This is a genomic window from Micromonospora sp. LZ37 (assembly GCF_059359015.1).
Map to the genome: position 1 here is coordinate 190,652 of NZ_JCADBL010000001.1, position 17,313 is coordinate 207,964.

The window sequence follows — 17,313 nt, forward strand, 5'->3', positions numbered from 1 at the left end:
CGGACCTGCGAGCCCCGCAGTCGCGAGCGAAAGGCGGCGCTGTGAGCGCGAGGAGTGAGGCTGTTCTGACGGTGGAGGACCTGTCGGTGCGGATCGCCGGGCTGCACATCCTCCAGGGGGTGTCGTTCACCGTCGCGCCGACCGGGGTGACCGTCCTGCTGGGCCGCAACGGGGTGGGCAAGACCACCACCCTGCGCGCGATCGTCGGGCTGACACCGCGCAACGGCGAGGTGCGCGGCGCGATCCGGATGGGGACGCAGAGCCTGCTCGCGCGCCCCACCCACCGGCTGGTCCGCGGCGGGCTCGGCTACGTGCCGGAGGACCGCTGCGTCTTCGCCGGTCTCACCGTCGCCGAGAACCTGCGGCTGGCCGAACGGCGGGGCGCCACCCCGGCGTACGACAAGGTCTTCGCGCTCTTCCCGGAGCTGGACCGGCGCGGACGGCAACGGGCCGGCTCGCTCTCCGGCGGTCAGCAGCAGATGCTCGCCATCGGCCGGGTGCTGCTCAACGACAACCGGCTGCTGCTGATCGACGAGCCGACCAAGGGGTTGGCGCCGAAGGTGGTGACCGAGGTGGCCGAGGTGCTGGAACGGGTGGCCGAGACGGTGCCCGTGCTGCTGGTGGAGCAGAACCTGGCCGTGGTCCGCCGGCTCGCCCGCGACGCGGTGGTGCTCGCCGCCGGCCAGGTCGCCTGGACCGGCGAGGCACGGGAACTGCTGCTGGAGACCAACCTGACCCGTTCGCTGCTCGGCGTCGGCTCCGGCGACGTACCGCACACCGGCACGCCGGCCGCCGCGCGGAAGGACGGGCGCTGATGGACACCCTCATCCTGCTGACGCTGACCGGGCTCGGCCTGGCGGCGCTGTACTTCCTCGTGGCGTCCGGGCTCTCCCTGGTCTTCGGCCTGGCCGACGTGCTGAACTTCGCGCACGGGCTCTTCCTCGGCGTCGGCGCGTACGCCACCTGGTGGGCCGCCGGGAACCTGCCCGGCGCCGGGGCCGACGGCCTCGGGTTCGTGCTGGCGGTGGCGTTCGGGGTGGCCGCCGGCGCGCTGGTCGCGGTGCTGGTGGAGCTGGTGCTGATCCGGCCGCTCTACACCCGCACCATCGAACAGGTGCTGGTCACCGTCGGCCTGTCACTGGCCGGGGTGGCGCTGCTCCAGGCGACCTGGGGCGCGGACGCGCGGCCCTTCCCGCGTCCGGAGTGGGCGCAGCGGGTGACCAGCGTCCTCGGCGCCGCCGTGCCGAACGCCATGCTCCTGCTGATCGTCGCCGCGGTGCTGGTGCTCGGCGCGCTGCTGGCCTTCCTCCGCTGGACCCGGTACGGCCTGGTGATCCGGGCCGGGGTGGAGAACCGGGAGATGGTCACCGCGCTCGGCGTCGACGTGCGGAAGGCGTTCACGCTGGTCTTCGCGATCGGCGGGGCCGCCGCCGCGCTGGCCGGCGCGCTCGGCAGCACCTACTACGGCACGGTCTCGCCCGGGCAGGGCGGCGCACTGCTGATCTTCGCGTTCATCGTGGTGGTGATCGGCGGGATGGGCTCGGTCGTCGGGTCCGCGTACGCGGCGGTCGCGGTGGGCCTGCTGCAACAGTTCGTCAACTACTACGGCCCGTCCGGCCTGGGTGACATCTGCGTGGTCGGGCTGCTCGCCGTGGTGCTGCTGCTGCGTCCGCAGGGCTTCGCCGGAAAGGTGGCTCACGCATGACCGACTCGATGGTCGACGCGCCCCCGGCCGCGGTGCCGGCCGAGTTGGAGCCCCGCCGCCCGCGTTGGCACGGGCTGCGCCGGTACCTGCCGCTCGTCGCGCTGGTGCTGGCCGCGATCGTGCCGTACTCCACGGTGCACCTGCCGGGGCTCTTCGAGGGGCCGCTGAACTCGCCCGGCACCCTGCAACTGCTCGCCATCTGCCTCATCTTCGGCGGGCTGGCCGCCGGCTACGACCTGCTCTTCGGCCGGACCGGCATGCTCTCCTTCGGGCACGCGCTCTACTTCGCCGCCGGGGTGTACGGCACCGACATCCTCATCACCCGGGCCGGGCTGCCGCTGTGGCAGGCGGCGCTGCTCACCGTCACCGGCGCGACCACCCTCGCGGCGCTGCTCGGCGCGGTGGCGCTGCGCACCGTCGGCATCGCCTTCGCCATGGTCACGCTCGCCTTCGCCCAGGTCGGGGCGATCCTGGTGGCGCGCGACTTCGGCGGGTGGACCGGCGGCGAGGAGGGGCTGCCGCTGGACGTCTCCGGGCTCCCGCCGGCCCTGGTCGGGGTGGCGAACACGGTCAACCTGTACTGGCTGGCGCTGGCGTACCTGGCGCTGGTGGTCTTCGTGGTGCACCGGGTCTCCGGCTCGCCGACCGGGCGGGTGCTCGCCGGGCTGCGCGACGACGAGCGGCGGATCGGGGTGCTCGGGCTGGACCCGTACCGGTTCAAGCTGGTGGCGTTCACCCTGGCCGGCGGGCTGGCCTCGGCCGGCGGGGTGGTCTACTGCCTGGTCGTCGGCGGCGCCTCACCGCACGTCACGTCGTCCGAGCTGACCCTGTCGCTGCTGGTCATGGTGGTGCTCGGGGGCCCCGGCACCCGCTGGGGTCCGGTGCTCGGCGGTGTCCTCTACATGTACCTGGACCACCGGCTCACCGCCTTCGGCGCCAGTGACGCGGTGGACGACCTGCCGGCGGTGCTCAGCCACCCGCTGAGCCAGCCGCTGTTCGTCCTGGGCACCATCTTCATCCTTGCCGTCTACTTCTTCCCCGGCGGCCTGGCCAGCCTGGCTCCCCGCCTGGCTCCCCGCCTGGCTCACCTCCGCACCGCCCTCCACCGTCGGTGACCACCCACGTCGATCATGAAGTTACTGCCGCGACACGCCGCGCCGGATGGCGATAACTTCATGATCGACGGCCCGACCGGGGCCGGCCGCCACGGCGGCCGGCCCCGGTGGCCGTCAGGGGCGTTGCCCTGCCCGGTCCACGACGGTGACTTCCAGCTGGGCTGAGTCGGCGGTACCGAGGAGGGTGTGGTCCTCGGCGTCGAAGACGAGCACCACGCCGGCGCGGCCCTGGGTCGTCGACCAGGAGATGCCGACCCCCGGACGGCCCGCCGCGTCGCGAACGTCCGGGACCACCTCGATCCCCGGGATCCGGGCGGCGGCCTTGAACAGCGCGGCGCGCGTCGCCGGGCTAAGGTACCCCTCGGCGAGCAGCAGCACGTCCTTGGCCATGGCGTTCGTATCGGTCGGTCCGCCGCCGCTGGCGTTCCGCTTGAGATGTTCGAGCATGGCGTCCGGGTCGGTGGGCAGGTCCGCCCGGTACGCCGGCTCGGGCTCGCAGGGCTCCGTCACCTTCGGGACCACCTTGTCGCCCTTCACCGCAGCCCTCCGCCCGTCGCGGCATCCGGGCAGCGGGTACTCGGCAGGATCCCTGGGGTCGGTGCTCCGGATGAGGCCGTCGTGGGTGCCGTCCACCGACCGCCAGAGCTGCCGCTCGGCGCCCCCGGAGCGGATGCGGGTGTAGATGAACTGGTCGGGGCGGGGCGCCGCGTGGGGACGGGTGAGTGCCGCCGCCGCCGCCCGGTCCAGAATTTCCGCCGCGTTCGCGGGGGGCACCTCCCCGCCGACCTGGTCCGGACCGAGCACCAGCACTCCGGTGGCCGCCGCCGCCAGGCCCAGGGTGGCCATGCCGGCCACCAGGAGCCGGCGCACCGGTCGGGACCGGCGCCTTCTCCCGCGCGTGCCGCCGATTCCCGGTGCGGCGGCCGGGCCGGTCACCGCCGAGCTGGTCATCGCCGAGCCGGCCGCGCGCTCCGCGGTGATCGCGGCGAGCAGCCGGTCCCGGGCCGGGGTGAGATCGTCGGCGGACGGGAGGGGCGTCTCCCGGCCCACCTCGCTGAGCAACTGCAGGTCATCCATGGCTCACGGGCTCCTCGATGTGGTTGGTCGGATTCACGTCGCCGAGGGCCGCGCGCAGCTTGACGCGGGCCCGGTGCAGCCGGGACCGGACGGTGCCGACCGGGATCAGCAGCGCCTCGGCCACCTCCTCGTAGGTCAGCCCGGCCCAGGCGACCAGCAGCAGTACGTCCCGATCGCCGGGGGGCAACCCGGTGACGGCCGAGATCAGCGGCTGGCGCAACGCCTGCGCGCTCACCTCGGCGGCGACCCGGTCGGCGAGACACGACTCGTCCCGGTCGGGTGCGATCGTCTGGCGCAGCCGGTGGTCGCGGAGTTCGTCCCGGCGGTGCTGGCCGATCAGGTTCGTGGCGATCCCGTAGAGCCAGGGCCGGGCGTCGCGCCGGTCGAGGTCGTACCGGCTCCGCTTGTGGAAGGCGGCGAGGAACGTCTCGGCGGTGAGGTCGTCCGCGACCTGCCGGCCCAGGCGGCGGGCCAGGTAGCGGTGGATGTACGGCGCGTGCCGGTCGAAGATGGCCGAGAACCGTTCCGGTTCCTGGATGGAGCGGGCGATGACCCGGGCGTCGTCCTCCTCGTCGGTGGTGTCCCTGGCGTGCCGTGTCCGGTTCATAGGGGTCCTTTGCTCGGCGACAGGTGGTTCACCTGTTATCCGCGCGGAGCCGGAAAGAGGTTCACGCCGACCGACCCGAACGACGCTGGGCGGGAGCGCGGCCCCCCGTGTGGCCGCGGTCCCGCCCTGATGTCGTCGGCTCAGCTGTTGAGCATCTCGTACGCCTCCGCCGGCGCCTTCTGCACGTCCTTGCCGCTGGGGGCGGGGAGCTTCGGCCCCTTGCCGAAGTCGAAGTACTTGACGCTGTACTTGTGGGCCTTCTGCTTACCGGCGGCGGGGATCTCCAGGATCAGCGAGGCGAGGTTGCCGTCCGCGCCGACGACCGCGGTGAACGGCACCTTCTTGCCGGCCTCGCCGAGGGCCGCCACGTCCACCGAGCTGAGCGCGTCGGCCACCTCCGTGCCGTCGGTCAGGTCGGCGAAGCCGGTGTACGTCCCGTCGCCCTTGGCGGTCACCGTGTCCGCGGTTTCGATGATCACGCCCATGTCGCCCGGGTCGGTGCCCGTGTAGACCGGCGCGTCTTCCTTGATCTTGGAACTGTCCAGCGCCATCCAGCGCGTCGGGATCTTCATCATCTCCTGCAGTCCGTCCATGCCGGAGACCTTCACCTTCATCCAGCCGCGCGCCTCGATCACCCGGAATGTCATGTCCATCGTGAACCCCGGGTCGGCGACCGCCTCGACGACCCTGATCTCCAGCGCCTTGGTGGCCGGGTCCACCGCGCCGCTGATCTTCTGAGCGCCGTCGGCGCCGGTGAAGCGGAAGGCGCCGTCCTCCTCGTCGGGCACCGCTGCCAGCAGCGCCGACTTCGGGTCGACCGAGGGGGAGGCGGCCGGTTCGGCGGCCGGTGCGGCCGAGGAGCCGCCGGTGTTCTCGTTCTTCGACCCGCATCCCACCAGGAGGGTGGTGGCGGCCAGCACGGCGGTCGCGGTCGTCGCGACCCGCCGGACCGTTCCGGCGGTGCCGGTTCGCTGCGTCATCTGGTTGACTCACTTTCTAGGGGTTGCTGCCGGGGCAGATCCTGACAGACCCGCACCGCCGGCGCGCTGCCGTTATGCTGCCGTCCGGCTGCCGTGCACCGCCCTACCGCACGGCCAGGGCTGTCAGGAGCGGAAACTCGGATGTCGGCGGCGTTGCGCTTCGAACTTCTCGGGCCGCAGCGGGCCTGGCGCGGGGACCGCCGGCTCGACCTCGGGCCGGGCAAGCAGCGGGCCGTGCTGGCCGTCCTGCTCCTGTCCGCCGGCCGCCCCGTGCCCACCGCGCAGATCGTCGACGCGGTCTGGCCGGACGACCCGCCCGCGAACGGGCCGAACGTGGTGCAGAAGCACGTCGCCGGGCTGCGCCGGGTGCTGGAGCCGGACCGGTCCCCGCGCACCCCCGCCCAGGTGCTCACCCTCACCGACGCCGGGTACCTGCTGCGGATCGACCCGGATACGGTCGACGCGGTCCGCTTTGAGCGGGCCGTAAGCCGGGCCGAGCGGCACCGGGCCGAGGGCCGGCCCGCCGAGGCGCTGGCCGAGCTGGCGGTGGCGCTGGAGCTCTGGCACGGTGAGCCGTTCGGCGGGTTCACCGGGCCGGTGCTGGAGGCGGCCCGGCACCGGTTGGTGGAGACCCGGGCCACCGCGCTGGAGACCCGCGCCGAACTGGAGCTGGAGCGGGGTCGGCACCGGGAACTGGTCGGCGAGCTGGTGCGGCTGGTGGCCGAGTTCCCGCTCCGGGAGCGGCTGCGGCAGCAGCTGATGCTGGCGCTGCACCGCAGTGGCCGGCAGGCGGAGGCGCTGGCCGCCTACCGGGAGTTCGCCGGGCTGCTCCGCGACGAGTTCGGCATCGAGCCCGGGGAGGTGCTCCAGGAGCTGCACCGCCGCATCCTGCGCGCCGATCCGACCCTCACCCCCGCCGCCGGGGCTCCGCCGGCGCTTCCGGGCTCGGCGTCGCCGGCTCCGACGCCCGCCGGTGCCGCGCCGCCGCCGGTCACCGCCGGGGAAACCCCCGCCGGGTACGCCGTGCCCGCGCCCCGTCCCGCCGCCGACCCGGCACCCGACCCCGTCCCCGCCGCCGTCCCGGCCCCACCGGCCGGGCCCCCGGTCGCCGCCCCTGCCGACCGGCAGACCGCCGCGCTCCCGGCCCCGCCGGTGCCCGCTGCGCCGGTGCCCGGCCCGGCCGGCACGCAGACCGCTGCGGCTCCGGCCTCGGTCGGGGCTGCCCTGCCGACGCCGGTCCACGACGCCGGTCCGGCCACCGGCTCCCCGGCTCCGGTCGGGACCGCCTCACCGGCACCGGGTGCCGTCGCCGGGCCGGACGCTCGTCCCGCCGTGCCGGCCGGTCGGCCGTTCCCCACGACGCCGCCGCCGTTCCTTCCCGACCCGCCGCCGGCCCCGCCCCGCCGGCAACCCGCCCCCCGCTGGGTCAGCGTCACCGCCACGGTCGTCGGCTCGCTGCTCGTCCTGCTCTCCTTCGGCTGCTTCACCTGGCTGGTGGTGCTCGGGTACGCGGCGTGGCGGCGCAGCTGGCGGCTCGCCCTGGTCGGGCTCGGCTACCTCGGCGGCGCCGTCCTGCTGACCTGGCTGCTGCTCCGGGGCGACCCGGACGTCGACCCACCCACCTGGGAGGTGCTCTCCGGGTTCAGCCTGCTCGGCGTCTGCTGGCTGGGCGGGGCCCTGCACGTGGTGCTGCTCAGCCGCGAGGTGTGGCGGGTGCTCACCGGCCGTTCCGATGACGGGGCGACCGACGAGCGTCGGATCCGCCGGGAACAGGCCCGCTATCTGCTGCACCACTATCCGGCGGCCCGGTTCGAGCTGTCGATCGGCCGGCCGGATCTGCCCCGCGCCTTCGACGACGGCGGCCTGGTCGACATCAACGCCGTCGGAGAGCACGTGCTGGCCACCCTGCCCGGCCTGGACGCGGCTCGGCTGCGCCAGGTCGCGATGGACCGCTGGCTGCGCGGCCCGTACGGCTCGATGGAGGAGCTGGCCGCCCGTTGCCTGCTGGCCCCGGCCGTCACCGACGCCCTCCGCGACGTCCTGGTCTTCCTCCCACCTCCCACCCCACCGCCCCCCTCGCCGCTGCGGTGATCGAGGCGTTCGGGTCGGGATTCCACCCCCAGGACGGCGCAAACCCTCTCGTTCAGCGCGACGGCGCGGGTGGCGGGGGCGGGGACGCTGGTAGAAATGCCGGATGAGCCAGGATCGGGCGGCGGTACGGGAGCGGGCCGAGGCGGTGCTGCGCCGGTTGGCCGGCGAGCACGCCCGACTGCGGGAGGACCAGTGGCGGGCGATCGAGGCGCTGGTGGTGGATCGGCGCCGGGTCCTCTGCGTGCAGCGCACCGGCTGGGGCAAGTCGGCGGTCTACTTCGTCGCCACCGCCCTGCTGCGCCAGGGCGGTGAACACGGCCCCACGGTGATCGTGTCGCCGCTGCTGGCCCTGATGCGCAACCAGGTGGAGGCGGCGGCCCGGGCGGGCATCCGGGCCCGCACCATCAACTCCGCCAACCTCGACGAGTGGGACGAGATCACCGGGGAGATCCACGCCGGCGCGGTCGACGTCCTGCTGATCAGCCCGGAACGGCTCAACAACCCGGACTTCCGGGACACCGTCCTGCCGAAGCTGGCCGCCACCACCGGGCTGCTGGTGGTGGACGAGGCGCACTGCGTGTCGGACTGGGGGCACGACTTCCGGCCGGACTACCGCCGCCTGCGCACCTTCCTCGGCAACCTGCCCGAGCGCACCCCGGTGCTCGCCACCACCGCCACGGCCAACGAACGGGTCACCGCCGACGTCGCCGAGCAGCTGGGCACCGAACTGGCCGCCCCGGCCGCCCAGCGGCCGGACGTCCTGGTGCTGCGCGGCTCGCTGGACCGGGAGTCGCTGCGGCTGGGCGTGGTCGACCTGCCCAGCCCGGCACACCGGCTGGCCTGGCTCGCCGACCATCTGGACCAGCTCCCCGGCTCCGGGATCATCTACACGCTGACCGTCGCGGCGGCGGGGGAGACCGCCGAGTTCCTGCGGGGGCGCGGCTGGTCGGTGGCCTCCTACACCGGGCAGGCCGACGACGCTGACCGGCGGGCCGCCGAGCAGGACCTGCTGGACAACAAGATCAAAGCGTTGGTCGCCACCTCCGCGCTGGGCATGGGTTTCGACAAGCCGGACCTCGGCTTCGTGGTGCACCTGGGCGCGCCTCCCTCGCCGATCGCCTACTACCAGCAGGTCGGCCGCGCCGGCCGGGCCGTCGCGCACGCCGAGGTGCTGCTGCTGCCCGGTGTCGAGGACGCCGCCATCTGGCGCTACTTCGCCTCGCTCGCGTTCCCGCCGGAGGAGCAGGTCCGGGCGGTGCTGGCCGCCCTGCGCACCGACCGGCCGATCTCCACCCAGGCCCTGGAGCCGATCGTGGACCTGCGCCGGACCCGCCTGGAGCTGATGCTCAAGGTGCTCGACGTGGACGGCGCGGTCCGCCGGGTCCGCGGCGGCTGGCTCGCCACCGGCGAGCCCTGGGTCTACGACGAGGCCCGGTTGCGCCGCGTCGCCGAGGCGCGCACCGCCGAGCAGCAGTCCATGCGGGAGTACGCGACCACGTCCCGGTGCCGGCTGCGCTACCTGCGCGAGTGCCTGGACGACGCGGAGGCGGGCGACTGCGGGCGCTGCGACCGGTGCGCCGGGCCGCTGTTCACGTCCGAGGTCTCCGACGCCGCCCGCGCCGCCGCGCAGGCCTTCCTCGGCCGGCCCGGGGTGGAGATCACCCCGAAGAAGCTCTGGCCGACCGGGCTGGAGGCGGTCGGCGTACCGCTGAAGGGGCGGATCCCCCCGGGCGAGCAGGCGCTGCCGGGGCGGGCCGTGGGACGCCTCTCCGACCTGGGCTGGGGTGGGCGGCTGCGCGGTCTGGTCGGGCCGGACGCGCCCGACGCCCCCGTCCCCGACGACGTGGCCGTCGCCGTCGTCGAGGTGCTCAAGGCGTGGGCGCACGGCGATGACCCGTGGCCGCGCCGCCCCGCCGGGGTGGTCGCGGTGGGTTCGCGGACCCGCCCGACGCTGGTCGGCTCGCTCGCCGAGCGGATCGCCGCGGTGGGCCGGCTGCCGCTGCTCGGCCGGGTCGTTCCGACCGGTCCGGCCGGGGCCGGCGGGCCGCGCGGCAACAGCGCCCAACGGGTACGCGCCCTGCACGACGCGTTCACCGTCCCCGACGAGCTGGCCGACGCCCTCGCCGGGTTGGACGGGCCGGTGCTCCTCGTCGACGACCTGGTCGACTCGGGTTGGACGATGACGATCCTCGCCCGGTCGCTGCGCCGCGCCGGCGCCCCGGACGTGCTCCCGCTCGCTCTCGCCGTCGCGGGCTGACCGGCCTTCGCCCGGTCCGCGCCGGGGCAGAAAGTTCCCGGGACGGGCGGATTGCGACCGTCGCCACGGTGACCGGCCGGCGGCCGGCCGGTGACCGGCGCGGCGGTACCGTGGGCGCATGCCATCCGTCACGCAGACGTACACCGTCACCGGGATGACCTGCGAGCACTGCGTGCGCGCGGTCACCGGTGAGCTGTCCGCCCTGCCCGGCGTCGAGGAGGTCCGCGTGGACCTGACCGCCGGCACCGCGACGGTCACCAGCGCGGGCCCGCTCGCCGAGGAGTCGGTCCGGGCGGCCGTGGACGAGGCCGGGTACGAGTTGGCCGGCGGCGGTGCCTGAGCGCCCGCCCACCCCGCCGGCGGCCCTCGGCGGGGTCGCCGACGCGCCCCCGCCGTCAGCCGGGTCGCTTCCCGGCGACGGCCTCCCGACCCGGTCGCTTCCCGGCGACGGCCTCCCGACCGGGCCGGACCGGAGCACGCTGCGGCTGGCCGCGACCGTCGGCGGGCTGGTGCTCGCCATCCTGCTCGGCTTCGGCCTCGGCCGGGCCAACCCGCCGCCGGCCGTCCCGGGCGCGGTGAGCGCCGCGAGCACCGGCGGGCAGCACACCCACGCCCCCGGCACCGGCGCGCACGACCACGGCGCCGCCGCCGACCAGGCCGCCCCGAGCGACGCCGGGGGGCTCTCGGTCAGCGCGGCCGGCTACACCCTCGCCCCGTCGGCCGGGGAGTTCGCCGCCGGCCGGGCCGGGGAGTTCCGCTTCCAGATCCGCGACGAGCGGCGCCGGCCGGTCACCCGGTTCGCCGTGGTGCACGACAAGCCGCTGCACCTGGTCGTGGTCCGCCGGGACCTCACCGGCTACCAGCACCTGCACCCGACGATGGCGGCCGACGGCACCTGGACGGTGCCGCTGACCCTGCCGCAGCCGGGCGTCTGGCGGGCGTACGCCGACTTCACCGCGCTCGCCGACGACGGCCGGCAGACCGCGGTGACCCTGGGGGTGGACCTGGTCGCGCCCGGCGGCTACACGCCCCGGCCGCTGCCACCGGCGGCCACCACCGTGACGGTCGACGGGTTCACCGCCGGGTACGAGGGCACGCCGCAGGTCGGCACGGCCGTCCCGCTGCGCTTCCGGGTCCGCGCCGGGGAGACGCCCGCCGCCCTGGAGCGCTACCTGGGCGCGTACGGCCATCTGGTGGCGCTGCGCGAGGGCGACCTCGGTTACCTGCACGTGCACCCGGAGCCGTCGGCCGCCGGTGACCCGGTGACCTTCCAGGTGACCGCGCCGGGCCCGGGGCGGTACCGGATGTACCTGGACTTCCAGGTGGCCGGCGAGGTGCGGACCGCCGAGTTCACCGTCACCGTCCCGTGACGGTGGCCGGCCGCGTCAGCCGGCGCGGCGGACCGGGCGGCGGGCCAGGTAGCGGAGCAGGTCGCGGATGTGGTGCTTCTCCTCGGCCGGCACCGTCGGGTCGGCGAGCCGGTCCAGGATGACCCGCACGTCCGCCTCCACCGGGCTGTCGTCGGTGCGCCGCCGCGGGGTCGGCCCCGCGTCGGGCAGCCCGAGCGCGCGGAACGCCGCCGCGACGGGCAGGTCGAGGGCGGCGCAGAAGCCCCGCACCTTGGCCAGCTCCGGGTAGTCCTGCCAGTCGCCGGCGAGCCAGCGGAAGACGGTGGACCGACCCACCCCGGTGTGCGCCGCCAGGTCGCTCACCGTCCAGCCCCGCTCGTCGCGGGCGTCGTCGATGGCGCGTCGCACGAACCGTGCGAAGGCCATCTGTGGTGAAACCTCTGCGGAACCCATCGTTCCTTTCCTGCCGGAAAGCTCGTGTCCGGTGCGCCCTCTGAGGGTAGTACGACGACGCGTCGTTGCAATTGACCGATCGACCCGACGTCCCGTCGACGGGACCAGCCATCGATGGGTGGGGTCGTCGTCCAGCGTCGCTCCCCACCCATCCACTAGGCTCGACGAACCCACCGCCGGCCGTGCGGAGCGCCTCCGTCGCGGGCCGGCCCCAGCGAAGAGGAGCAGCATGGCCGACCCCGTCCGTCCGGTGCCGCACCGCCCGGGTGCGGTCAGTCTCTTCTTCGTGGCGAAGGGCGCCGTCTTCGCCCTGGCCTTCTGGATCTGGCTGCTGGTGCTCGTGCTGACCGGCGACGAGGCGACCGGGGCGCACGTGCTGGCCGCCACCGGGGCGATCACCACCACCCTGGTCGCCGTGGTGCTCGGCGCGCGGATGGCGTTGCAGCGCAGCGCCGCCGACCGGCACGCGGAGCTGAAGCGGCTGCTGGTGGACATCTCCTGGAACGCCTTCGCCGCCGCCGGCAACGCGGAGACCTCCGGCACGGTGGTCCCGTTCCCCACCTCGCCCGCCGAGGACGAGCGGTCGTCCCGACGCGGCGGCGAACGGGTCTCCGCCTTCGACCGGGGCCACTCCGGGGAGCGATCGACCGGCCGGGACCGGGGCACCGGCGGGGACCGCCGCCACTGACCCGCTCAGGCCGTCGGGGCCCCTTCGGGTACGCCGGCGAGCAGCGCCTCCAGGCGGGGCGTGACCTGCCACTGGTCCACCAGCTCGCGGTACTCGGCCCGCTGCTGCCCGGTCGGGTCGGTGCCGGTACGGCGGGCGCGGATGAGCAGGTTGCGCGGGGTGTGCTGGGAGTCGACGAACTCGACCACCTCGGCCCGGTAGCCGTGCAGCCGGAGCAGACCGGCCCGCAGCGCGTCGGTGAGCACGTCGGCGAAGCGCTCCCGCAGGATGCCCTGCCGGGTCAGCAGCTCGTACGGCGCCGGGGCCGGCCGGGAGCGTAGCTGCGCGGCGATGTCGTGGTGGCAGCACGGGGCGGCGAGCACCCAGCGCGCGTTCCACCGCACCGCGCGGGCCAGCGCCTCGTCGGTGGCGGTGTCGCAGGCGTGCAGCGCGAGCACGAGGTCCGGCGCGGGCTCCACCACCGCCTCGGCGATGGTGCCGGCGACGAAGGTGACCCGCCCGGCCCAGCCGAGACGCTCGGCCAGCTCGGTGTTGCGTCGCCGCTGGTCCTCGCGGACGTCCACCCCGACCAGTTCGACGTCGAGGCCCCGCTGGGACAGGTAGCGGTAGGCGGCGAAGGTCAGGTACGCGTTGCCGCAGCCGAGGTCGACCACCCGCAGCGGGCCGGTCAGGTCGTCCGGGAGGGTCGCGGCCAGCGCCCGTAGGAAGGCGTCGACCTGTCGCCGCTTCGCGGCCGAGCCGCCGATCTCGGCGAAGATCTCGTCACCCGGGTCGAGCAGGTACTCCTTGGCCCGGTCGTGCCCGCCCGGCTCGACGGCCGCCGTCCGGTTCGCGGCGGAGCGGTGGACCTGGGCCTCGCCGGACTTGGTCACCCGCAGCTGGAGGGTCGCGGTGGCGGTCTCCACGTGCCAGTTGCCGAAGGGCTCGGCGAGCAGCGCGTCCACCGCCGAGTCGGCCTCCGCGCCCGGGGAGACGTTCCGGGTGTACGGGCGGGCGCCGTCGGAGGTGGAGATCTGCAACCGGGGGCCGGCCTTCAGGACGACCGGGCGCAGTTCGGCGCGGACCACCGAGGGGCGCTGCCCGCGACGGCGGCCGGCGGCGACCGCCCGGGTCAGCGCGGGGTCGAGCAGCAGCGCGCGTACCTCGGTCAGGGCGGCGTCCAACGGTTCCGGCATCGCTCCATCATCCTCGCTGTCCGAGGGCCGCCCGGCGGCAGGCCACCGTGGGGTGGGGTTGGTCGCTGTGGCGTCCCGCCGTGGGGTCCGTGCCGGCGGGGAGAAAGGGGACGTCCCCCGTACCGCGTCGGCGGTGCGGGGGACGTCGGGTGTCGCTGGTCAGTCGGCGGTCGCCTCGGCCGGCGTACCGGTGCCGGAACCGGCACCACGACGGCGCCGGCGGCGGCGCGGCTTGGTCGACGACTCGCCCTCGGCGGCGGCGGTGGCCGGCTCGGCGGCGCCCTCGCCCGAGGAGATCACCGCGGTGGCCTCACCCGCGCCCTCCGCGACGCGGCGGCGACGCCGGCGGCGCGGGGTACGGGTGCCTTCCTCGGCGCCCTCGACGGGCGTCCCGGCGGCCGGCGTGCCGGCGTCGGAGCTGTCCCGGCGGGGCTCGCCCCGGCCGCGGTCGTCGCCCCGGCTCCGGTCGTCGCCCCGGCCGCGGCTCTCGCCCCGGCCCCGGCCCTCGCCGCGCCGGGAACCCCGGGCACCGCCCTCGCCGCGACGCGGCCGGCCACCCAGGTCCTCCTCCACCTCGGCGGAGAGCCCGGCGCGGGTCCGCTCGGCGGTCGGCAGGGTGCCGGACACCTCGGTGGAGATGGCCAGGTCGGTGTAGAGGTGCGGAGAGGTGTGATACGTCTCCGGCGGCTCCGGCATCTCCAGGCCCAGCGTCTTGTCGATGATCCGCCAGCGGGGCATGTCGTCCCAGTCGACGAAGGTCACCGCGACACCGGTCGCCCCGGCCCGGCCGGTGCGGCCGATCCGGTGGGTGTAGGTGTCCTGGTCCTCGGGGCAGTCGTAGTTGATCACGTGGGTGACGCCGGTGACGTCGAGCCCGCGCGCCGCCACGTCGGTGGCGACGAGGATGTCGATCTTGCCGGCCCGGAACGCCCGCAGCGCCCGCTCCCGCGCGCCCTGTCCGAGGTCACCGTGGACGGCGGCGACCGCGAAGCCACGGAAGTCGAGGTCCTCGGCGACCCGGTCGGCGGCCCGCTTGGTGCGGGTGAAGATCATGGTGAGGCCGCGCCCCTCCGCCTGGAGGATCCGCGCCACGATCTCGACCTTGTTCATCGAGTGGGTCCGGTAGACCAGCTGCTGGGTCTGCGGCGACGGGCCGGTCTCGGCGGTGTGCCCGGCGTGGATCGTCATCGGCCGGCGCAGGAAGCGCCGGGACAGCGCGACGATCGGGTCCGGCATGGTGGCCGAGAAGAGCATCGTCTGCCGGTCCTCCGGCAGCATCGCCAGGATCTTCTCGACGTCGTCGAGGAAGCCCAGGTCGAGCATCCGGTCGGCCTCGTCGAGCACCAGCGCGCGGACCCGGTCCAGCCGCACGTGCTTCTGCTTCTGCAGGTCCATCAGCCGGCCGGGCGTGCCGACCAGGATCTCGACGCCCTTGCGCAGCGCGTCGATCTGCGGCTCGTACGCCACGCCGCCGTAGATCGGCAGCACCCGGACGCCCCGGGTGCGGCCCGCGGCGGCGAGGTCCTTGGCGACCTGGATGCCCAGCTCGCGGGTGGGGACGACGACCAGCGCCTGCGGCACGCCGTCGCCGCCCTCGGCGGGGGCGAAGACCCGCTCCAGCAGCGGCACGCCGAAGCCGAGGGTCTTGCCGGTGCCGGTCGGCGCCTGGCCGATCATGTCGACGCCGCGCAGCGCGATCGGGATCGCGTACTCCTGGATCGCGAACGCGCGGGTGATGCCCGCCGCGGCCAGGGCCTCGACGGTCTCGGGCCGCGCACCGAGCGCGGCGAACGTGGGGGCCTCCGGACGAACCGGGGCGGTGGGGGCCAGCTCCTGGCCCTCCAGCTCTTCGAGAATCTGCTCGCTCATGTGGATCTGGGGGTGCCCTCTCGTGGTGCGCCCCGTCTTGTCCTCAGGGCGCGATCGGTATGGCGCGGGCCACGCGATCGGCGGCGGTGAACGCCGAGCCGGACCGGGCCGCACGCGCGCCGCAGGCAGGACTTCGATGAGATCGGCGCCTGCGGCAACTGCTCCATCCTACCCGAGCGGCTCCCCGCCCAGCCCTGAGCACGATGACCGCGCCTCCGCCGGGGGTAAATTTTGTGACCTGGGTCACTATCGCGGGGCGTCGGGTCGGCGTCCGGGGCGGTAGCCTGCGCTCGTGCCCGCCCCGAATGACCCCGAATCCGCCCCGCTGGGCTCCGCCGCCGTCGTCGACCTGCTCGGCCTGGTCGCCTACGGCGAACTGCTCGCCTTCGACCGGATGGCCGCCGACGCCAGGCTCGCCCCAGACCTGCGCCGGCGGGCGGCGCTGAGCGAGATGGCCGCCGCCGAGATCGGCAACTACCGGCGGCTCGCGGACTGGCTCACCGCCCTCGGGGCGACGCCCGACGACGTGATGGCCCCGTACGTGGCGCCGTTGCAGGCGTACCACGACTCCACCGAACCGAAGGACTGGCTGGAGGCGGTGACGAAGGCGTACGTCGGGGACGCCATCACCGACGACTTCCTCGGCGAGATCGCCGACCGGCTGGACGAGCCGTACCGGCAACTGGTGCGCGACGTGCTGCACGAATCCCGGTACGCCGACTTCGCCGCCGCCGAGATCCGGGCCGCGATCGAGGCCGACCCGCGGGTGGCGAACCGACTCTCCATGTGGGCGCGGCGCCTGGTCGGCGAGGCGCTCTCCCAGGCCGGCCGGGTCGCCGCCGCCGACCGGGGCGCGCTCACCGCGTTGATCGTGCGGGACGGCGCGGACGTGCCGGCGCTGTTCCGCCGGCTCACCGCCAACCACACCGCGCGGATGACCGCCGCCGGCCTCAACAACTGAACGGTCCGGGCCCGGCCCGCGGCGGCTCAGCCGCCGCGGGCGCCGGACCGGGTCAGCGGACGGTGAACCCGACCGCCCGCGGGGACGCCTCGGCGATCTCGACGTAGGCGACCTTGCTGACCGGCACGATGACCCGCCGGCCCTTCTCGTCGGTCAGGGACAGCGTCCCCTCGGCCTTGCCGAAGGCGTCGGTCACGATCTGCTCGATCTCGGCCGGCGACTGCGCGCTCTCCAGAACCAGCTCGCGCGGCGCGTACTGCACGCCGATCTTGACCTCCACTGTGCCTCCTCAGGTGGGCGAAAGAGCCGCCGTTGGGAAGGCTATCCGATCTCGGGGCCGGATGTTCAGGCTGACTCACCTTGCAGCGGGAAGCTCGCGATCCCACGCCAGGACAGGGCGGCGACCAGCGCCTCCGCCTCCGCCTTCGGCACCTGGCGGCCGCCGGCCAGCCAGAACTGGGCGGCCGTCTCCGCCGCCCCGACCAGACCGGAGGCGAGCAGTTCGGCGTGCGCCCGGCTGACGCCGGTGTCCGAGATGATGGTGTCGGTTATCGCCGCGATGCAGCCCTGCTCGACCCGCTCCACCCGCTGGCGCACCGCCGGGTCGTTGCGCAGGTCCGACTCGAAGACGAGACGGAACGCCTCGCTCTCGTGGTCGACGAAGTCGAAGTAGGCGCGCACCGAGGCGCTGACCCGCTCCTTGTTGTCGATGGTCCCGCGCATCGCGTCGTGCACCTTGGCGACGATGGCGTCGCAGTGCGTGTCGAGCAGCGCCAGGTAGAGCTCCATCTTGCCGGGGAAGTGCTGGTAGAGAACCGGCTTGGAGACCCCGGCCCGCTCGGCGATGTCGTCCATGGCGGCGGCGTGGTAGCCCTGCGCGACGAACACCTCCTGCGCGGCGGCGAGCAGCTGCTTACGGCGCGCCGAACGGGGCAGGCGGGTGGGCCGGCCGGCGGTGTGCGCACCGTTCCCCACAGCGGTCATGG

At 74.8% G+C, this 17,313-nt stretch carries 17 protein-coding genes; 9 read left to right on the forward strand and 8 right to left on the reverse strand.

Annotated features, from left to right (window positions below; all coding sequences use genetic code 11):
- The first annotated feature begins 41 nt into the window (after nucleotides 1-41).
- The 3 genes from AC5L3Z_RS00835 to AC5L3Z_RS00845 are packed head-to-tail and all read left to right on the forward strand — an operon-like array spanning nucleotide 42 to nucleotide 2,820.
- On the forward strand, nucleotides 42-815 hold the full coding sequence (locus AC5L3Z_RS00835; RefSeq protein ID WP_494838778.1) for an ABC transporter ATP-binding protein: 774 nt from the start codon (nucleotides 42-44) through the stop codon (nucleotides 813-815).
- A complete protein-coding gene (locus AC5L3Z_RS00840) occupies nucleotides 815-1,705 on the forward strand; it encodes a branched-chain amino acid ABC transporter permease (RefSeq protein WP_494838780.1) in 891 nt (296 codons plus the stop codon). Before AC5L3Z_RS00835 ends, AC5L3Z_RS00840 begins: the two co-directional genes overlap by 1 nt.
- Nucleotides 1,702-2,820, forward strand: coding sequence for a branched-chain amino acid ABC transporter permease (locus AC5L3Z_RS00845; RefSeq protein ID WP_494838781.1), 1,119 nt, complete (start codon nucleotides 1,702-1,704; stop codon nucleotides 2,818-2,820). The genes AC5L3Z_RS00840 and AC5L3Z_RS00845 overlap by 4 nt, the downstream gene beginning before the upstream one ends.
- Before the next feature lie 114 nt (nucleotides 2,821-2,934).
- Here the strand turns inward: AC5L3Z_RS00845 and AC5L3Z_RS00850 are convergent, their stop codons facing one another.
- From AC5L3Z_RS00850 to AC5L3Z_RS00860, 3 genes are all read right to left on the reverse strand, one after another.
- Nucleotides 2,935-3,897 (reverse strand): CU044_5270 family protein, encoded by a 963-nt coding sequence (locus AC5L3Z_RS00850; RefSeq protein WP_494838783.1) that lies wholly within the window; start codon nucleotides 3,895-3,897, stop codon nucleotides 2,935-2,937.
- On the reverse strand, nucleotides 3,890-4,504 hold the full coding sequence (locus AC5L3Z_RS00855; protein WP_494838784.1) for an RNA polymerase sigma factor: 615 nt from the start codon (nucleotides 4,502-4,504) through the stop codon (nucleotides 3,890-3,892). The genes AC5L3Z_RS00850 and AC5L3Z_RS00855 overlap by 8 nt, the downstream gene beginning before the upstream one ends.
- Nucleotides 4,505-4,644: 140 nt before the next feature.
- Nucleotides 4,645-5,484: a hypothetical protein gene (locus AC5L3Z_RS00860; RefSeq protein ID WP_494838786.1), complete on the reverse strand. Its 840-nt coding sequence runs from the start codon at nucleotides 5,482-5,484 to the stop codon at nucleotides 4,645-4,647.
- 141 nt (nucleotides 5,485-5,625) lie between these two features.
- On the opposite strand from AC5L3Z_RS00860, the gene AC5L3Z_RS00865 reads away from it, so the two are divergent.
- The 4 genes from AC5L3Z_RS00865 to AC5L3Z_RS00880 all read left to right on the forward strand — a co-directional run bounded on the left by AC5L3Z_RS00865 (nucleotide 5,626) and on the right by AC5L3Z_RS00880 (nucleotide 11,202).
- Complete coding sequence (locus AC5L3Z_RS00865) at nucleotides 5,626-7,575, forward strand: AfsR/SARP family transcriptional regulator (RefSeq protein ID WP_494838787.1); 1,950 nt, start codon at nucleotides 5,626-5,628, stop codon at nucleotides 7,573-7,575.
- Between the two features lie 103 nt (nucleotides 7,576-7,678).
- Entirely contained in the window at nucleotides 7,679-9,832 is a 2,154-nt protein-coding gene (locus AC5L3Z_RS00870; protein WP_494838788.1) for a RecQ family ATP-dependent DNA helicase, read from the forward strand.
- Between the two features lie 118 nt (nucleotides 9,833-9,950).
- Complete coding sequence (locus AC5L3Z_RS00875; RefSeq protein ID WP_334532830.1) at nucleotides 9,951-10,172, forward strand: heavy-metal-associated domain-containing protein; 222 nt, start codon at nucleotides 9,951-9,953, stop codon at nucleotides 10,170-10,172.
- Nucleotides 10,165-11,202: a DUF8832 domain-containing protein gene (locus AC5L3Z_RS00880; protein ID WP_494838789.1), complete on the forward strand. Its 1,038-nt coding sequence runs from the start codon at nucleotides 10,165-10,167 to the stop codon at nucleotides 11,200-11,202. Before AC5L3Z_RS00875 ends, AC5L3Z_RS00880 begins: the two co-directional genes overlap by 8 nt.
- Nucleotides 11,203-11,217: 15 nt before the next feature.
- On the opposite strand, the gene AC5L3Z_RS00885 is transcribed toward AC5L3Z_RS00880, so the two are convergent.
- Nucleotides 11,218-11,634 carry a helix-turn-helix domain-containing protein gene (locus AC5L3Z_RS00885; RefSeq protein ID WP_494838790.1) on the reverse strand — a complete coding sequence of 139 codons (417 nt, stop codon included), beginning with the start codon at nucleotides 11,632-11,634 and terminating at the stop codon, nucleotides 11,218-11,220.
- Between the two features lie 229 nt (nucleotides 11,635-11,863).
- On the opposite strand from AC5L3Z_RS00885, the gene AC5L3Z_RS00890 reads away from it, so the two are divergent.
- Nucleotides 11,864-12,322, forward strand: coding sequence for a hypothetical protein (locus AC5L3Z_RS00890; RefSeq protein ID WP_494838792.1), 459 nt, complete (start codon nucleotides 11,864-11,866; stop codon nucleotides 12,320-12,322).
- 5 nt (nucleotides 12,323-12,327) lie between these two features.
- On the opposite strand, the gene AC5L3Z_RS00895 is transcribed toward AC5L3Z_RS00890, so the two are convergent.
- Together AC5L3Z_RS00895 and AC5L3Z_RS00900 are read right to left on the reverse strand one after the other, a co-directional pair.
- Nucleotides 12,328-13,497, reverse strand: coding sequence for a class I SAM-dependent methyltransferase (locus tag AC5L3Z_RS00895; RefSeq protein WP_494838793.1), 1,170 nt, complete (start codon nucleotides 13,495-13,497; stop codon nucleotides 12,328-12,330).
- 159 nt (nucleotides 13,498-13,656) lie between these two features.
- Complete coding sequence (locus tag AC5L3Z_RS00900; RefSeq protein ID WP_494838795.1) at nucleotides 13,657-15,366, reverse strand: DEAD/DEAH box helicase; 1,710 nt, start codon at nucleotides 15,364-15,366, stop codon at nucleotides 13,657-13,659.
- Nucleotides 15,367-15,658: 292 nt separating this feature from the next.
- Between AC5L3Z_RS00900 and AC5L3Z_RS00905 the strand changes: the two genes are divergently transcribed.
- Nucleotides 15,659-16,327 carry a ferritin-like fold-containing protein gene (locus AC5L3Z_RS00905; RefSeq protein WP_494838797.1) on the forward strand — a complete coding sequence of 223 codons (669 nt, stop codon included), beginning with the start codon at nucleotides 15,659-15,661 and terminating at the stop codon, nucleotides 16,325-16,327.
- A gap of 52 nt (nucleotides 16,328-16,379) precedes the next feature.
- Here AC5L3Z_RS00905 and AC5L3Z_RS00910 read toward each other — a convergent pair whose 3' ends face one another.
- On the reverse strand, nucleotides 16,380-16,607 hold the full coding sequence (locus AC5L3Z_RS00910; protein ID WP_494838798.1) for a DUF3107 domain-containing protein: 228 nt from the start codon (nucleotides 16,605-16,607) through the stop codon (nucleotides 16,380-16,382).
- Between the two features lie 65 nt (nucleotides 16,608-16,672).
- Nucleotides 16,673-17,311 carry a TetR/AcrR family transcriptional regulator gene (locus tag AC5L3Z_RS00915; RefSeq protein ID WP_334532807.1) on the reverse strand — a complete coding sequence of 213 codons (639 nt, stop codon included), beginning with the start codon at nucleotides 17,309-17,311 and terminating at the stop codon, nucleotides 16,673-16,675.
- Between the last annotated feature and the right edge of the window lie 2 nt (nucleotides 17,312-17,313).